This window comes from Escherichia sp. F1, assembly GCF_046764225.1.
In the GTDB taxonomy this organism is placed as follows: Bacteria; Pseudomonadota; Gammaproteobacteria; order Enterobacterales; family Enterobacteriaceae; genus Escherichia; species Escherichia coli.
On sequence record NZ_CP177202.1, the window covers coordinates 2601224 to 2617293 of the forward strand.

Sequence of the window (16070 nt, forward strand, 5' to 3'; positions counted from 1 at the left end):
ATATGAAAAACGAAACCTTCGGTGCCCGCCTCTTACACAGGCGTAAAAAATTAAAACTGTCCCAGGCCGCATTAGGTAAGCTGGTCAAAGTGGCTCACGTAACAATTTCTCAGTGGGAAAGGGATGAAACACAGCCTGCGGGGAAGAGATTATTCGCGCTGAGTCAGGCACTTCAGTGCTCACCGACCTGGCTTCTTTTTGGGGATGAAGATAAGCAACCAGGCGAACCGATCCCGGCGAACCAACCAACCAATCTGACAGAAGAGCAAAAAGAGTTACTTCAACTGTTCGACGCACTGCCTGAATCAGAGCAAAAAGCTCAATTGTCAGAGATGCGTGCCAGAGTTGAGAATTTCAACAAACTTTTTGAAGAACTACTCAAAGCTCGCAAAAGAAGCACAAATAAATAACCCCCCTCTTTACCCCCTCTCTGTAATAAAAAACACAAATTTTCAAACAGTTGTGTTTTTTGCATCAAAAAACTTAGGTTTTTCTACACAAAACACTTGACCATCATTCTTAGGTTATTCTAAATTTTAGCCATCAAAACACCGCACGGTGTTCTCAGCAAACAGTTCCGCCACCCGGCGTTAAGGGGAGAGATGAGATGGTGCATTACGAAGTAGTTCAGTATTTGATGGATTGTTGCGGCATCACTTACAGCCAGGCTGTGCAGGCTTTACGCAGCAACGACGGGGATCTCTGGCAGGCAGAAGCCTCTATCCGCAACAACAAGATGTGAGGTGCGAAAAATGCAAAAAATCGACCTCGGCAATAACGAATCCCTTGTGTGCGGCGTGTTCCCCAACCAGGATGGAACGTTCACTGCTATGACGTATACCAAAAGCAAAACATTTAAAACCGAAACTGGTGCGCGCCGATGGTTGGAGAAGCACACAGTAAGCTAACGATTAAAACGTCTACTCCTGCTGTTCCAGAATAACTTCATAAAATGGGAGTATTTTTCGGTGACGAGATAATAAGAACAGTTTGCGCTATCACTCTGATGTTGAATGATGCCCTTCCGTTCTAATTTTTTCATAACCGGGTTACGGCAAGGAGAAGTGATAATAAGATTTCCTGTTTTAAGGAAATCTTTAAATACAGCGATTTCTTTCTCAGATAAACGAAGCAATACTCGTTGCTCTGGTAGTAATGAATAATGCTTTTGAATATGTGCTCGCAATCTTGAGAAGGAAATGGCGACCACGAAAGAAAAGGCAAAAACGATAATCTGAAAGAGCCAAGGTATTTCAGTATAAGCATTGAATGCGACAGTAAACTCTTTCGGTATCAGCCAGAGAGTGAGACCAAAAATGATAATCGTATACATAAGTCTTTCGAGTGGCTCGTTAGCAAAAAGTTTCAACAATGGAGTAAATACATCCAACATATCAATAACTCTCAACTGTAAGGGTATTGAAATGTTAACACAAGCTCTCGCTGTAGGGGTATAGCCGAGACCACCGAAGCCCGGAGGTGGTGAAATAAAATCGGGCACAACACGAAGGCGCATTTCCGGTATCCATAAAGAGTCGGTCTTGTCTGTTAAATTTAAATGGTGGGAGTGCGCCTCCGGTTGTAAATAACGACATTGCTGTGTGTAGTCCTGGCGGCATCAGTTTTTTTCTTGAAGTTCGGCTGATGTCCGCCCTTTTTAAAGTGAATTTTGTGATGCGGTGAATGCGGCTAAGCGCACGTGGCACAGTTAAAAGTCATGTTAGTCCTTATTGGTTTGGGTGGGAAAGCCGACTGTAATTGTTAACTGGTTGCAGTCACCTGGAAGCACCAGGCACCGCATCAACAAAGTTCATTTGTAAAAATGGAGATAATTATGATTGCACATCACTTCGGAACTGATGAAATACCACGTCAGTGTGTGACTCCTGGCGATTATGTTCTTCATGAAGGCCGGACATATATTGCCTCGGCAAACAATATTAAAAAGCGAAAACTATATATTCGTAACCTGACCACAAAAACATGCATTACTGACTGCATGATTAAAGTCTTCCTCGGACGTGATGGTTTACCTGTAAAGGCGGAGTCATGGTGATGACTAAGAAAATAAAATGTGCTTACCACCTTTGCAATAAAGGAATTGAAGAAAGCAAAAGCATTAAAAGACCACTTCATTTCATGCATGGAGTTATCCCAACGACGGAAATGAAAAAATATTGTAGTGAAAATTGTGCCGAAAAAGACCAGATGGCACACGAACTTTAATTAACTGACTATGCGAAACTGAATTTATGCCAGCAATGGCAGGGATTCGCTCAACCTTAATTAAGGAGAAAAAATGATTACCAATTATGAAGTCACTGTTGTAACTACCGATGACATTGTTCACGAGGTTAATCTGGAAGGAAAGCGTATTGGCTACGTGATTAAAACAGAAAATAAAGAAACCCCATTCACTGTGGTTGATATTGACGGCCCATCAGGCAACGTAAAAACACTTGATGAAGGTGTCACAAAAATGAGTCTGGTTCACATCGGAAAGAATCTGCCCGCAGAAAAAAAGCCGGATTTCTGGCAACTCTGATTGCAATGAAATTAAAAGGTGAAATCTGAAAAAAGAAAGCCTGCACAACGTGCAGGCCTGAGTGAAGAACCTGGGACATTTATTCATCACTCGCAGTAATTTTAATCTGAGTTGAGGTTAAAAAACAATGAGCACAAAACCACTCTTCCTTTTACGGAAAGCGAAAAAATCATCCGGTGAACCTGACGTCGTCCTGTGGGCAAGTGACGATTTTGAATCGACCTGTGCCACTCTGGACTACCTGATCGTTAAGTCAGGTAAAAAACTGAGCAACTATTTTAAAGCTGTTGCCACAAATTTTCCTGTCGTTAATGACCTTCCCCCTGAAGGTGAGATCGATTTTACCTGGAGTGAACGCTATCAACTCAGCAAAGACTCCATGACCTGGGAACTAAAACCAGGAGCAGCGCCAGACGACGTTCACTATCAGGACAATGCTCAGGAAACTGAAAAACTGACGGGAGGCCAGGAAGAAAACGCGCAGGCAGACGCCCACGGGGATTGCCAGGATTGTGAAGTCTCTATAGCCACTTTGCGGTTCACTCAGCGTCTTCTGCACATTTTTACGTATGCGGCCGGGGATCGGAAATACCTGCATCATGCCACCCGTGAACAACGCGAACACATTACTGCTCTTGAGATGGATCAGGAAAACAGCTATGTCCAGAATCTGCTGTTGGCCATACGCGGCATGGCAGAACCGACAACTCTGGATAATGCCGCCCTGCTCCGCCTGACTGATGCAATTAAGGCAGTTTTCTCTATCACGAAAAAACATCAGCCCTATGAATTTAAGAATTTCATTTCAGCCTGGCTGGATACCGAACACATTGATCGCGGTCTTCTGACAAAAGAATGGAGGAAAGGGAATCGTGTTTCACGCATCACTCGCACGGCTTCCGGTGCTAATGCTGGCGGCGGGAACCTCACCGATCGCGGCGAAGGTTTCGTCCACGATCTGACGTCACTGGCACGCGATGTAGCCACTGGCGTACTGGCCCGTTCAATGGACGTGGACATCTATAACCTTCATCCGGCACACGCTAAACGCATTGAGGAAATTATCGCTGAAAATAAACCGCCCTTTTCTGTTTTCCGCGACAAATTCATCACCATGCCTGGCGGGCTGGATTATTCCCGCGCCATCGTGGTTGCGTCCGTGAAAGAAGCACCAATTGGGATCGAGGTCACCCCCGCGCACGTCACTGAATATCTGAACAAAGTACTGACTGAAACTGATCATGCCAACCCTGATCCGGAAATCGTGGATATTGCCTGCGGTCGTTCCTCTGCCCCGATGCCGCAGCGTGTAACAGAAGAAGGAAAACAGGATGATGAAGAAAAACCGCAACCATCTGGAACAACGGCAGATGAACAGGGAGAGGCTGAAACAATGGAACCGGACGCAACTGAACATCATCAGGACACGCAGCCGCTGGATGCTCAGTCACAGGTAAATTCTGTTGATGCGAAATATCAAGAACTGCGGGCAGAACTCCATGAAGCCCGGAAAAACATTCCATCAAAAAATCCTGTCGATGCCGATAAGTTGCTTGCTGCATCACGTGGTGAATTTGTTGAGGGGATTAGCGACCCGAATGATCCGAAATGGGTGAAGGGGATTGAAACCCGCGATTCAGTGAACCAGAACCAACAAGAATCGGAACAGAACGACCAGAAAGCGGAACAAAACAGCCCAAATGCGTTACAAAACGAGCCAGAAACGAAACAGCCTGAACCAGTGGCGCAACAGGAAGTAGAAAAAGTTTGCAATGCCTGCGGTCAGTCTGGCGGGGATAACTGCCCTGACTGTGGTGCGGTGATGGGCGACGCAATATATCAGGAAACATTCGATGACGAGAATCAGGTTGAGGTTCGGGAAAATGAGCCGGAGAAAATGGAAGGCGCTGAACATCCACACAAGGAGAATGCTGGCAGCGATCCGCATCGCGATTGCAGTGATGAAACTGGCGAAGCAGCAGCTTCATCATTAGAAAAACTCGACTGGAAAAGACAAGTGGTGATTGCGGCGGTTTACGGTTTATGTGCGAATCCTGCAGGTATAGCCTCAGCGCCATTAATTCCGGGTATTGCAATGATGATCGCAAACAAACTTGAAAATTTTGGGGTAACAGATGATGAGCACATGCCCGATTTTTGATCGCATTGAAGAGCTGGTATGGTCACGCCACTACCAGAAGATCGTTCGCGAAGAAAAAGAAACGGAACTGGCGGACGACCTGGAAAAAGGTCTGCCCCAGCACCTGTTTGAATCGCTCTGCATCGACCATTTGCAACGCCACGGTGCCAGCAAACAGGCAATCAGTCGCGCATTTGATGACGATGTTGAATTTCAGGAACGCGTGGCGGAGCACATCCGGTACATGGTTGAAACCATTGCGCGTCACCAGGTTGATATTGATTCAGAGGTATAAAACGAATGAGTACAGCACTCGCAACGCTGGCCGGGAAGCTGGCTGAACGTGTCGGCATGGATTCTGTCGACCCACAGGAACTGATCACCACTCTTCGCCAGACGGCATTTAAAGGTGATGCCAGCGATGCGCAGTTCATCGCATTACTGATCGTCGCCAACCAATACGGCCTTAATCCGTGGACGAAAGAAATTTACGCCTTCCCTGATAAGCAGAACGGCATCGTTCCGGTGGTGGGCGTTGATGGCTGGTCCCGCATCATCAACGAAAACCAGCAGTTTGACGGCATGGACTTTGAACAGGACAACGAATCCTGCACATGCCGGATTTACCGCAAAGACCGCAATCATCCGATCTGCGTTACCGAGTGGATGGATGAATGCCGCCGCGAACCATTCAAAACCCGCGAAGGCAGAGAAATCACGGGGCCGTGGCAGTCGCATCCCAAACGGATGTTACGGCATAAAGCCATGATTCAGTGTGCCCGTCTCGCCTTCGGATTTGCTGGTATCTATGACAAGGATGAAGCCGAGCGCATTGTCGAAAATACCGCATCAGAAAGTCAGCCGGAACGCGACATCACTCCGGTTAACGATGAAACCATGCAGGAGATTAACGCTCTGCTGATCGCCCTGGATAAAACATGGGATGACGACTTATTGCCGCTCTGTTCCCAGATACTTCGCCGCGACATTCGCGCATCATCAGAACTGACGCAGACCGAAGCAGTGAAAACTCTTGGATTCCTGAAACGGAAAGCCGCAGAGCAGAAGGTGGCAGCATGACTCCTGACATTATCCTGCAACGTACAGGAATCGACGTGAGAACTGTTAAACAAGGGGATGATGCGTGGCACAAATTACGGCTCGGCGTCATCACAGCTTCAGAAGTTCACAACGTGATAGCAAAACCCAGCTCAGGAAAGAAATGGCCTGACATGAAAATGTCCTACTTCCACACCCTGCTGGCTGAGGTCTGCACCGGAGTGACCCCGGAAGTTAACGCTAAAGCACTGGCCTGGGGAAAACAGTACGAGAACGACGCCAGAGCCCTGTTTGAGTTCATTTCCGGCGTGAATGTTACTGAATCCCCGATCATCTATCGTGACGAGACTATGCGCACCGCCTGCTCTCCCGATGGCTTATGCAACGACGGTAACGGCCTTGAACTGAAATGCCCGTTTACCTCCCGGGATTTCATGAAGTTCCGGCTCGGTGGTTTCGGGGCCATAAAGTCGGCTTACATGGCCCAGGTGCAGTACAGCATGTGGGTGACGCAAAAAGATGCCTGGTACTTTGCCAACTATGACCCGCGTATGAAGCGTGAAGGCCTGCATTATGTCGTGGTTGAGCGGGATGAAAAGTACATGGCGAGTTTTGACGAGATGGTGCCAGAATTCATCGAAAAAATGGACGAGGCACTGGCTGAAATTGGTTTTGTATTTGGGGAGCAATGGAAATGAGCGCAGCCACAAAGCTCACAGGAGAAAAACCAGTGCGATACACAAAAGTCAAACCATGCCCTTTTTGTGGTTGTCCATCAGTAACGGTGAAAGCCATTTCAGGATATTACCGCGCGAAGTGTAACGGATGCGAATCCCGAACCGGCTATGGTGGAAGTGAAAAAGAAGCACTCGAACGATGGAATAAACGAACCACTGGAAATAATAATGGAGGTGTTCATGTATAAAATTACCGCCACTATTGAAAAAGAAGGTGGCACTCCTACTAACTGGATAAGATATTCAAAATCTAAATTAACGAAATCAGAATGCGAAAAAAATGCTCTCAGGGAAAAAAGAAGCAGGCGTTTCCAGAGAGCAGAAAGTAAAACTGATAAATTTTAATTGCGAGAAACTTCTGTCCTCGTGAGTTGCATTGTATTCAAATTAAAACTTCATAGCTGATTATTAATAATCAACGTCGGGCGTCAATTTCAGTCTAATATTGTCGCCCGCCAGAGGTGATGCGATGGCACAAGTGATTTTTAATGAAGAGTGGATGGTTGAATACGGTCTGATGCTTCGTACTGGTCTGGGGGCCAGACAAATTGAAGCATACCGCCAGAACTGTTGGGTGGAGGGCTTCCACTTCAAGCGAGTATCTCCTTTAGGTAAGCCAGACAGCAAACGAGGGATTATCTGGTACAACTATCCAAAGATAAATCAGTTTATCAAAGACTCATGATATGTCTAAATTACCAACAGGTGTCGAGATTAGAGGTAGATACATTCGCATCTGGTTCATGTTTCGAGGAAAACGATGTCGGGAAACATTAAAAGGCTGGGAGATTACAAACAGTAATATTAAAAAGGCCGGAAATTTAAGAGCGCTGATAGTTCATGAAATCAACTCCGGTGAATTTGAGTATTTAAGACGTTTTCCCCAGTCCAGCACGGGGGCAAAAATGGTGACAACGAGGGTCATAAAAACGTTCGGGGAGCTTTGTGATATCTGGACAAAAATTAAAGAGACAGAGTTAACAATAAACACAATGAAGAAAACGAAATCACAATTAAAAACACTCAGGATAATAATTTGTGAGAGTACCCCGATATCGCATATTCGTTATAGCGATATCTTAAACTACCGGAATGAACTGCTGCATGGAGAAACGCTTTACCAGGATAATCCAAGAACCAACAAAAAAGGAAGAACCGTGCGCACAGTTGATAACTATATCGCCCTGCTCTGTTCGTTGTTACGTTTTGCGTATCAGTCGGGATTTATATCAACCAAACCATTTGAAGGAGTAAAAAAATTACAGCGAAACAGAATAAAGCCTGACCCGTTATCTAAAACAGAATTCAATGCATTAATGGAAAGTGAAAAAGGACAGAGCCAAAACTTGTGGAAATTTGCCGTTTACTCCGGGCTTCGTCACGGGGAACTGGCAGCTCTGGCGTGGGAGGATGTGGATTTCGAGAAGGGAATTGTGAATGTCAGAAGAAACCTGACGATACTTGATATGTTCGGTCCCCCAAAAACAAATGCCGGGATCCGGACGGTAACATTACTGCAGCCGGCTCTTGAAGCACTGAAGGAGCAATACAAACTGACCGGGCATCATCGCAAAAGCGAAATCACTTTTTATCATCGGGAGTACGGCAGAACCGAAAAGCAAAAACTGCATTTTGTTTTCATGCCCAGGGTGTGTAACGGAAAACAGAAACCTTATTACTCGGTAAGCAGTTTGGGTGCGAGATGGAATGCAGCAGTAAAACGTGCTGGTATTCGCCGCCGTAATCCGTACCATACGCGACATACTTTTGCCTGCTGGCTGTTGACGGCAGGAGCGAACCCGGCATTTATAGCCAGCCAGATGGGGCATGAAACTGCGCAAATGGTGTATGAAATTTACGGTATGTGGATTGATGACATGAACGACGAACAGGTAGCTATGTTGAATGCGCGGTTATCGTAGTTGCAAAGTTTGCCCCCAATTTGCCCCATTTAGTACCAGAGAACTGAAATAATGCAAGAAAATCAAAAGAATACGAAGAAAGAACAATACAACCTGAATAAATTACAAAAACGCCTGCGTCGTAACGTGGGCGAAGCCATTGCTGACTTCAATATGATTGAAGAAGGCGATCGCATCATGGTTTGCCTCTCCGGGGGTAAAGATAGCTATACCATGCTGGAGATACTGCGCAATTTGCAGCAAAGCGCGCCAATCAATTTTTCGCTGGTGGCTGTTAACCTCGATCAAAAGCAACCGGGCTTCCCGGAACACGTTCTGCCCGAGTATCTTGAAAAGCTGGGCGTTGAGTACAAGATTGTTGAAGAGAACACTTACGGTATCGTGAAAGAGAAGATTCCAGAGGGCAAAACCACTTGCTCACTGTGTTCTCGTCTTCGTCGCGGTATCCTTTATCGTACCGCAACGGAACTGGGAGCGACGAAGATCGCGCTGGGTCACCATCGTGACGATATCCTGCAAACGTTGTTCTTAAATATGTTCTACGGCGGCAAGATGAAAGGTATGCCTCCGAAACTGATGAGCGATGATGGCAAACATATCGTGATTCGTCCGCTGGCCTACTGCCGTGAGAAAGATATTCAGCGCTTTGCCGATGCAAAAGCGTTCCCGATTATTCCGTGCAACCTGTGCGGTTCACAGCCCAACCTGCAACGTCAGGTGATTGCTGACATGTTGCGTGACTGGGATAAACGTTATCCGGGGCGTATCGAGACGATGTTCAGCGCGATGCAGAATGTGGTGCCGTCGCATCTGTGCGATACCAACCTGTTCGATTTCAAAGGCATTACCCACGGTTCTGAAGTGGTTAACGGGGGTGATCTGGCGTTTGATCGCGAAGAGATCCCTCTACAACCGGCGGGTTGGCAGCCTGAAGAAGATGAAAATCAGTTGGATGAGTTACGGCTGAATGTGGTTGAAGTGAAATAACCCGGATAGCGCCCGATGCGCAAGCGTATCGGGCTACTCTTATGGAGGCCGGATAAGACGCGGTCTGAACTGCACCCCAAATGTTGGACATAATCTGACATCTGAAGGTGCAGTTTATGAAACATTCATTTGAAGTAAAACTTGCCGCTGTAAATCACTACCTGGCTGGTCATGCAGGCATCATTTCTACGGCAAAACTCTTTCAACTTTCTCACACCAGCCTCTCACACTGGATTAATCTTTTTCTTCTTCACGGTCCTCGGGCACTGGATTGCAGACACAAGCGTAGCTATTCTCCTGAAGATAAACTTTGCGTGGTTCTTTATGCTCTCGGGCATTCTGAGTCTCTACCCCGGGTAGCTGCCCGGTTTAACATTCCCAGCCACAACACGGTTAAAAACTGGATAAAAGGCTACCGCAAATCTGGTAATGAGGCCTTTATCAGGCGCAGGAAGGAGAAAAGCATGACCCGTTCTGATGATACCCATGAAAACGAGGCAAACATGACGCCGGAAGAGATGAAGAATGAGCTACGTTATCTTCGCGCAGAAAATGCATATCTGAAAGCCATGCAGGAGCATCTCCTGGAAAAAAAGCGCCAGGAGCTGGAGAAAAAACGAAAGTCATCCGGAGCCTGAGGTGCGGACACTGCCAGTCTGACCTGTTAAAGGCTGCAGGGCTGGCCAGAAGCACGCTGTACTACCAGCTGTCACTGCAGAAGGCTAAGGACAAGTATGCTGATGTGAAACAGCTCATAGCCTCCATCTTCCATGAACACCGGGGATGTTATGGGTACCGGCGGATCCATTGTGAGCTTCAGAAAAGAGGTCTTAAGTTCAGTGGCAAAACGGTGCGAAAACTGATGCAACAGCTCGGCCTGAAGTCTCCTGTGCGCCTGAAGAAATACCGGTCTTACCGGGGAAATATGGGACTCGCTGCAGAAAATATCCTTCAGCGACAGTTCAAAGCGGAAGCTCCCTGTGAGAAATGGGTGACAGATATCACCGAATTCAGGGCTGGCGGACAAAAACTGTACCTGTCCCCGATACTTGATTTGTTTAACGGGGAAATCGTGGCGTGGGAAACTGCCTGCAGGCCTACAGAGGAGCTGGTGAAGCGGATGTTAAATAAGGGGCTGGAAAGCCTTGCTGAAGGGGAGAAACCGCTGCTCCACAGTGATCAAGGGTGGCATTACCGGATAAAAAGTTATCAGTCTGCCCTGGCAGACAAAGGGTTAGTGCAGAGCATGTCGCGCAAGGGCAACTGCCTTGATAATGCGGTAATGGAGAATTTCTTTGGTCACCTGAAAGAAGAAATGTACTATCGCCGGGACTACAGAAATGTAGAAGAGCTGGAAAATGCCGTTAACGAATACATAACTTACTGGAATCAAAAAAGAATAAAACTCAGTCTTGGGGGACTCAGTCCGGTAGAATACCGGACTGAGCATCAAAAAGCCGGTTAACTGAAACTGTCCAGGTTTTGGGGTTCAGTTCAGTCAGCGACACATCCGGCAATGCCGAAGAAGATGTTTACTCTTGCACCCGGCAATTCAACATTTCATTATTTTAATAACCGCACCCGGCACGTTTTTCCTTTAATCTTCCCACCCTGTAACTGTTTCCATGCTTTATGAGCAACAGCCTGACGCACCGCGACATAGACATGCGCCGGATGCACGGCGATTTTGCCAATATCTGCGCCATCAAGCCCGATATCTCCTGTCAGCGCACCTAATACATCACCCGGGCGCATTTTGGCTTTTTTCCCGCCATCGATACATAACGTTGCCATTTCGGCTTCCAGCGGCACAATGGAACTATTAACTGGTGGCGTTTGCCAGTTAAGTTTTATCTGCAACATGTCAGAAATGATATTGGCCCGCTGTGCTTCTTCCGGGGCACAGAAACTGATCGCCAGACCGCTATTTCCTGCACGCGCTGTACGACCGATGCGATGTACATGAACTTCAGGATCCCACGCCAGCTCAAAGTTCACCACCAGCTCAAGCGATTTAATATCCAGACCTCGCGCAGCAACATCAGTCGCAACCAGTACACGGGCGCTACCGTTAGCAAAACGTACCAGGGTCTGATCGCGATCGCGTTGCTCCAGATCGCCGTGTAACGACAATGCACTTTGCCCTACTTCATTCAGCGCGTCGCAGACAGCCTGGCAATCTTTTTTGGTATTGCAAAACACCACGCAAGAGGATGGCTGATGCAAACTTAATAACCGTTGCAACAACGGAATTTTGCCTTTGCTGGATGTCTCATAAAATTGTTGTTCAATAGGTGGCAGAGCATCTGTTGAGTCAATTTCAATCGCTAAAGGATCGCGTTGCACTCGTCCGCTGATTGCGGCGATGGCTTCCGGCCAGGTTGCCGAAAACAGAAGCGTCTGTCGAGATGCTGGCGCAAAACGGATGACATCATCAATGGCATCGCTAAATCCCATATCCAGCATGCGGTCGGCCTCATCCATCACCAGCGTATTCAACGCATCCAGTGATACCGTGCCTTTTTGCAGATGATCCAACAAACGGCCCGGCGTTGCCACGATAATATGCGGCGCATGTTGCAACGAATCACGCTGCATACCGAACGGTTGACCACCGCACAACGTCAAAATTTTGGTATTTGGCAGAAAACGCGCCAGCCGACGCAATTCACCTGCCACCTGATCCGCCAGTTCACGCGTAGGACACAGCACTAAAGCCTGGGTTTGAAATAGCGACGCATCAATTTGCTGTAACAAGCCGAGGCCAAAAGCCGCCGTTTTGCCGCTGCCGGTTTTCGCCTGCACGCGAACATCTTTTCCGGCAAGGATCGCCGGAAGCGCGGCGGCCTGCACCGGCGTCATGGTTAAATAACCCAACTCATTAAGGTTCGTGAGTTGGGCGGGAGGCAAAATATTCAGGGTAGAAAAAGCGGTCACAATCTATTCTCGTGGTCATCGACGCAAAGTTAGCAGGCGCGTATCCTCGCAGATCTACGCTCACGATGCGACAATTTAATCGGTTCTTCATCGGGTGGTGGGTCAGGCATGGGTTGCGGACGAGGGATCGGATCGGGCACTGGAACAGGATCGCCAGGAATCGGTTCAGGGACAGGAATTTGCAAATAAATAAGTGTCGTCATATTTCCCTCCGGTCATTGGGTGGACTCTTAAAGGGTAGACGCTGATAAATAACAGGCAAAAAAAAGCCGACTCATCAAAGTCGGCGTCGTACGAATCAATTGTGCTATGCAGTAATTCAAAAAAGGAAGTAAGACAATATGGAGCGCAACGCCCATCGCTTGACGTTGCATTCACCTGCAAGAGAGATATTGCCCTGAATGGGTAGAGAGTTTATTGACTTCGCTCAAACTTTACGGCGTTTTTGTATACAGACCGCCGGAAAAATTGCTTTTGTTACAACCATTTACTACGATGCAACCATAAAGCAACACCACCAATAAGAACAACTAACAGAATACAAAAAATTGAAAATCCGAATTGCCACCCGCCGCCTGGGATCCCACCAAGGTTGACGCCAAATAACCCGGTCAGAAAGGTACTGGGTAAAAAGACCATTGCCATCAACGACATTGTATAGGTACGACGAGCTAAATTTTCCTGCATCACCTGAGCGATTTCATCCGCCATCACGCCAGTCCGTGCTATACAGGCGTCGATTTCGTCAAGGCCGCGCCCAAGGCGATCGGCAATATCCTGCATCCGACGGCGTTGGTCATCGCTCATCCACGGTAAACGTTCACTGGCAAGACGAGCATAAACATCACGTTGCGGTGCCATATAGCGACGCATCACAATTAATTGTTTGCGCAGCAGAGCCAGGAATCCACGCGGTGGAATTTGCTGATCAAGGAGATTATCTTCAAGGTCGATAATTTTATCGTGCAGCTGCTCGATAAATTCGCTGGAATGATCGGTCAACGCATCGCACACATCCACCAGCCATCCCCCGCAATCGGTCGGACCAGTGCCTTCTTCCAGATCGCTTACCACATCGTCCAGCGCCAGCACTTTGCGTTGTCGGGTCGAAACAATTAACCGCCCGTCCATATATACACGCATGGCGACCAGTTGATCGGGGCGTTCATCGGTGCTGCCGTTTATACAGCGCAATGTAATCAGCGTACCTTCACCGAGACGGCTGACTCGGGGCCGTGTGCTCTCGCCCGCCAGCGCATCACGTACGTTATTGGGAAGCAGCGGTGTTGTCGCCAGCCATTGGGCGCTATCATGGTGTACATAATTAAGGTGGAGCCAGCAGGGATGCGCTTCATCAATCACATCTGTATTTTCCAGCGGTTTAACGCCGCCTCTACCATCCAGCATCCAGGCAAATACTGCATCCGGGACATTAACGTCCGATCCCTTAATCGCTTCCACAGTGCCTCCATCATCAACGCATTATTTTGTAGTCTAGCCTTCTGGCCCTGTTACGCAACATCTCATCACCCCATTACCCTGAAATGATTAATAAAATTCTGTCTAAATTGAATACAAAAAGCAAAATGCTTTTCCGTATACAAACCGTGTGAAGTGTTAAATAGCGTCTATCATTATCAGAATTATCTGATCATATGACGTGGCTTTTTTGCGATCGGATAGCAACAAAAATTGATAAAAATAACGGGATCTCAATGATTACGCACAACTTCAATACCCTGGACTTACTCACCAGTCCTGTCTGGATCGTTTCGCCCTTTGAGGAACAGTTAATTTATGCCAATAGCGCGGCGCGACTGTTGATGCAAGACCTCACGTTTAGTCAGCTACGAACCGGTCCCTATTCCGTCTCCTCACAAAAAGAACTGCCAAAATACCTCTCCGATCTGCAAAACCAACACGATATTATCGAAATCCTCACCGTTCAACGTAAAGAAGAGGAAACAGCATTAAGCTGTCGGCTTGTTTTGCGAAAGCTGACAGAAGCAGAACCGGTGATTATTTTCGAAGGTATCGAAGCACCGGCAACGCTGGGTTTAAAAGCCAGTCGCTCGGCAAATTATCAGCGCAAAAAACAAGGTTTTTATGCGCGCTTTTTTCTGACTAACTCTGCACCAATGTTGTTGATTGACCCCTCACGAGATGGCCAAATCGTCGATGCTAACCTCGCCGCGCTCAATTTCTATGGCTATAACCATGAAACGATGTGCCAGAAACATACCTGGGAAATAAATATGCTCGGGCGACGCGTCATGCCTATCATGCATGAAATTTCGCATTTACCCGGTGGCCATAAGCCTTTGAATTTTGTTCATAAACTGGCGGATGGTTCGACTCGTCATGTGCAGACCTATGCTGGGCCGATTGAAATTTATGGCGACAAGCTCATGTTATGTATTGTGCATGATATTACTGAGCAAAAACGGCTGGAGGAGCAGCTGGAACATGCTGCCCACCATGACGCGATGACCGGATTACTGAATCGGCGACAGTTTTATCACATTACCGAGCCAGGCCAAATGCAGCACCTCGCCATCGCTCAGGATTACAGCTTATTGCTCATCGACACCGATCGTTTTAAACACATTAACGATCTCTATGGGCATTCTAAAGGTGATGAGGTGTTATGCACCCTCGCCCGCACTCTCGAAAGTTGCGCTCGCAAAGGCGATTTGGTGTTTCGTTGGGGAGGCGAAGAGTTTGTCTTATTGCTACCAAGAACCCCACTGGATACCGCGCTTTCGCTGGCTGAAACTATCCGCGTAAGCGTGGCAAAAGTGAGTATTTCAGGCTTACCACGCTTTACCGTCAGCATTGGTGTGGCGCATCACGAAGGAAATGAAAGCATCGATGAACTGTTTAAACGCGTTGATGATGCTTTGTATCGGGCGAAAAATGATGGACGCAACCGCGTGCTGGCGGCATAGGCCGCGGATGCGTCTCGAGATCAACGACTGCGCTTAGCGTGGCGCTCCCAGTTTTCTTGCTTCGCCTGCGCCGTTTTACGTAGTGCGACGTAACACGCCCCGCTGCCGCCATGATGCGGTAGCGCGGTACAATATGCCTGGACATCATCAAATTCGGTCAGCCAGCGCGCCACATAGCTGCGGACAATATTGGCATGCGATTTATCTTCCCGCCCTTTACCATGAATAATCAGCACATTACGCAAACCATCCGCCAGGGCTTGTTGAATGAAACTGAACACCATTTTGCGGCACTCTTCCACCGGCTGGCGCAAAAGATTTAGGCTCGCCTGTTGCGGATATTTACCACTGCGCAGCTTATCCAGCACCCCATGTTGCAACCCTTCCCGCCGAAACTCCAGCGGCTGACTTAGCGGGATGATGTCGAGAAATCCGGTGGTGAGGAAATTATCAAGTTGCAGCGTGTCGATACGCTGCGGCGCACGTTGGTTACGCGTTGGATGCCAGTGGACATCTGTAGCACGTTTCAGCGGCTGGACATCTTCCATGGCGTCAAGAAACAGCGATTTGTCGTCAAGGTTCATGTAACCTCCTATGCACCTTCACACGTCGTGATTCAGACGGGTTAATTGTTCATACTTACTGCATCGTTCCCTTCACAGATTGAAACAATATTCTACTTCATACCTGTGAGTATCTGCGCAGGCGGGGCATTTTATACTAGCCTGTTAGCAGTATCGAACAGTTTAGCCCGAGTTTAATTCAGCACAGGCTCCGATCAGGATGATTTATTCA

Annotated in this window: 21 protein-coding genes and 2 pseudogenes; 17 read left to right on the plus strand and 6 right to left on the minus strand. The window is 47.7% G+C overall.

Annotation, left to right across the window (positions count from 1 at the left end; all coding sequences use genetic code 11):
* Positions 1 to 2: 2 nt before the first annotated feature.
* The 3 genes from ACK8NJ_RS12555 to ACK8NJ_RS12565 all read left to right on the plus strand — a co-directional run bounded on the left by ACK8NJ_RS12555 (position 3) and on the right by ACK8NJ_RS12565 (position 908).
* A complete protein-coding gene (locus tag ACK8NJ_RS12555; protein WP_000787423.1) occupies positions 3 to 410 on the plus strand; it encodes a helix-turn-helix domain-containing protein in 408 nt (135 codons plus the stop codon).
* 197 nt (positions 411 to 607) lie between these two features.
* Entirely contained in the window at positions 608 to 742 is a 135-nt protein-coding gene (locus ACK8NJ_RS12560) for a hypothetical protein (RefSeq protein ID WP_261988269.1), read from the plus strand.
* 10 nt (positions 743 to 752) lie between these two features.
* On the plus strand, positions 753 to 908 hold the full coding sequence (locus ACK8NJ_RS12565) for a YdaF family protein (protein ID WP_001169151.1): 156 nt from the start codon (positions 753 to 755) through the stop codon (positions 906 to 908).
* On the opposite strand, the gene ACK8NJ_RS12570 is transcribed toward ACK8NJ_RS12565, so the two are convergent.
* Complete coding sequence (locus tag ACK8NJ_RS12570; RefSeq protein WP_001312793.1) at positions 905 to 1393, minus strand: superinfection exclusion B family protein; 489 nt, start codon at positions 1391 to 1393, stop codon at positions 905 to 907. The two genes, ACK8NJ_RS12565 and ACK8NJ_RS12570, sit on opposite strands and share 4 nt — an antisense overlap.
* Positions 1394 to 1834: 441 nt before the next feature.
* Between ACK8NJ_RS12570 and kilR the strand changes: the two genes are divergently transcribed.
* The 13 genes and pseudogenes from kilR to ACK8NJ_RS12635 all read left to right on the plus strand — a co-directional run bounded on the left by kilR (position 1835) and on the right by ACK8NJ_RS12635 (position 10855).
* On the plus strand, positions 1835 to 2056 hold the full coding sequence (kilR, locus tag ACK8NJ_RS12575) for a killing protein KilR (protein ID WP_000560220.1): 222 nt from the start codon (positions 1835 to 1837) through the stop codon (positions 2054 to 2056).
* Positions 2056 to 2226, plus strand: a complete 171-nt coding sequence (locus tag ACK8NJ_RS12580; RefSeq protein WP_097421803.1) for a YdaE family protein — start codon at positions 2056 to 2058, stop codon at positions 2224 to 2226. The genes kilR and ACK8NJ_RS12580 overlap by 1 nt, the downstream gene beginning before the upstream one ends.
* A gap of 73 nt (positions 2227 to 2299) precedes the next feature.
* A pseudogene (locus ACK8NJ_RS12585) lies at positions 2300 to 2574 on the plus strand (hypothetical protein).
* A 98-nt stretch (positions 2575 to 2672) separates the two neighbouring features.
* The gene (locus tag ACK8NJ_RS12590) at positions 2673 to 4706 is read left to right on the plus strand and encodes a RecE family exodeoxyribonuclease (protein WP_411961672.1); all 2034 of its coding nucleotides are present in this window, start codon (positions 2673 to 2675) and stop codon (positions 4704 to 4706) included.
* Positions 4684 to 4980 (plus strand): host-nuclease inhibitor Gam family protein, encoded by a 297-nt coding sequence (locus ACK8NJ_RS12595; RefSeq protein WP_411962536.1) that lies wholly within the window; start codon positions 4684 to 4686, stop codon positions 4978 to 4980. The genes ACK8NJ_RS12590 and ACK8NJ_RS12595 overlap by 23 nt, the downstream gene beginning before the upstream one ends.
* Before the next feature lie 5 nt (positions 4981 to 4985).
* Positions 4986 to 5765, plus strand: coding sequence for a phage recombination protein Bet (gene bet, locus ACK8NJ_RS12600; RefSeq protein WP_262938647.1), 780 nt, complete (start codon positions 4986 to 4988; stop codon positions 5763 to 5765).
* Complete coding sequence (locus ACK8NJ_RS12605) at positions 5762 to 6442, plus strand: lambda exonuclease family protein (RefSeq protein WP_411961673.1); 681 nt, start codon at positions 5762 to 5764, stop codon at positions 6440 to 6442. The genes bet and ACK8NJ_RS12605 overlap by 4 nt, the downstream gene beginning before the upstream one ends.
* Positions 6443 to 6474: 32 nt before the next feature.
* Positions 6475 to 6669, plus strand: a complete 195-nt coding sequence (gene ralR, locus ACK8NJ_RS12610; RefSeq protein ID WP_001307771.1) for a type I toxin-antitoxin system endodeoxyribonuclease toxin RalR — start codon at positions 6475 to 6477, stop codon at positions 6667 to 6669.
* Positions 6662 to 6851: pseudogene (locus tag ACK8NJ_RS12615) on the plus strand (DUF1187 family protein). Before ralR ends, ACK8NJ_RS12615 begins: the two are co-directional and overlap by 8 nt.
* A gap of 99 nt (positions 6852 to 6950) precedes the next feature.
* The gene (gene xisR, locus ACK8NJ_RS12620; protein WP_000079604.1) at positions 6951 to 7166 is read left to right on the plus strand and encodes an excisionase XisR; all 216 of its coding nucleotides are present in this window, start codon (positions 6951 to 6953) and stop codon (positions 7164 to 7166) included.
* A gap of 1 nt (position 7167) precedes the next feature.
* Positions 7168 to 8403, plus strand: a complete 1236-nt coding sequence (locus tag ACK8NJ_RS12625; RefSeq protein WP_411961674.1) for a tyrosine-type recombinase/integrase — start codon at positions 7168 to 7170, stop codon at positions 8401 to 8403.
* A gap of 51 nt (positions 8404 to 8454) precedes the next feature.
* On the plus strand, positions 8455 to 9390 hold the full coding sequence (gene ttcA, locus ACK8NJ_RS12630; RefSeq protein ID WP_001157382.1) for a tRNA 2-thiocytidine(32) synthetase TtcA: 936 nt from the start codon (positions 8455 to 8457) through the stop codon (positions 9388 to 9390).
* 116 nt (positions 9391 to 9506) lie between these two features.
* Positions 9507 to 10855 (plus strand): IS3-like element IS1397 family transposase gene (locus tag ACK8NJ_RS12635; RefSeq protein WP_106376426.1). Its coding sequence is split into 2 segments (ribosomal slippage): positions 9507 to 9987 and positions 9987 to 10855, totalling 1350 coding nucleotides; the frame shifts between segments, so codons are not numbered across the junction.
* 98 nt (positions 10856 to 10953) lie between these two features.
* Here ACK8NJ_RS12635 and dbpA read toward each other — a convergent pair.
* The 4 genes from dbpA to ydaN all read right to left on the minus strand — a co-directional run bounded on the left by dbpA (position 10954) and on the right by ydaN (position 13849).
* Positions 10954 to 12327 (minus strand): ATP-dependent RNA helicase DbpA, encoded by a 1374-nt coding sequence (gene dbpA / locus ACK8NJ_RS12640; protein WP_001599773.1) that lies wholly within the window; start codon positions 12325 to 12327, stop codon positions 10954 to 10956.
* A gap of 29 nt (positions 12328 to 12356) precedes the next feature.
* Positions 12357 to 12530 carry a protein YnaL gene (gene ynaL / locus ACK8NJ_RS12645; protein ID WP_001296046.1) on the minus strand — a complete coding sequence of 58 codons (174 nt, stop codon included), beginning with the start codon at positions 12528 to 12530 and terminating at the stop codon, positions 12357 to 12359.
* A 274-nt stretch (positions 12531 to 12804) separates the two neighbouring features.
* Positions 12805 to 13788, minus strand: a complete 984-nt coding sequence (zntB, locus tag ACK8NJ_RS12650; protein ID WP_000387388.1) for a zinc transporter ZntB — start codon at positions 13786 to 13788, stop codon at positions 12805 to 12807.
* 13 nt (positions 13789 to 13801) lie between these two features.
* Complete coding sequence (gene ydaN, locus ACK8NJ_RS12655) at positions 13802 to 13849, minus strand: protein YnaN (RefSeq protein ID WP_211180494.1); 48 nt, start codon at positions 13847 to 13849, stop codon at positions 13802 to 13804.
* 193 nt (positions 13850 to 14042) lie between these two features.
* On the opposite strand from ydaN, the gene dgcM reads away from it, so the two are divergent.
* Positions 14043 to 15275, plus strand: coding sequence for a diguanylate cyclase DgcM (gene dgcM / locus ACK8NJ_RS12660; RefSeq protein WP_001308631.1), 1233 nt, complete (start codon positions 14043 to 14045; stop codon positions 15273 to 15275).
* Between the two features lie 20 nt (positions 15276 to 15295).
* On the opposite strand, the gene smrA is transcribed toward dgcM, so the two are convergent.
* Positions 15296 to 15859: a DNA endonuclease SmrA gene (gene smrA / locus ACK8NJ_RS12665; protein ID WP_001046832.1), complete on the minus strand. Its 564-nt coding sequence runs from the start codon at positions 15857 to 15859 to the stop codon at positions 15296 to 15298.
* Between the last annotated feature and the right edge of the window lie 211 nt (positions 15860 to 16070).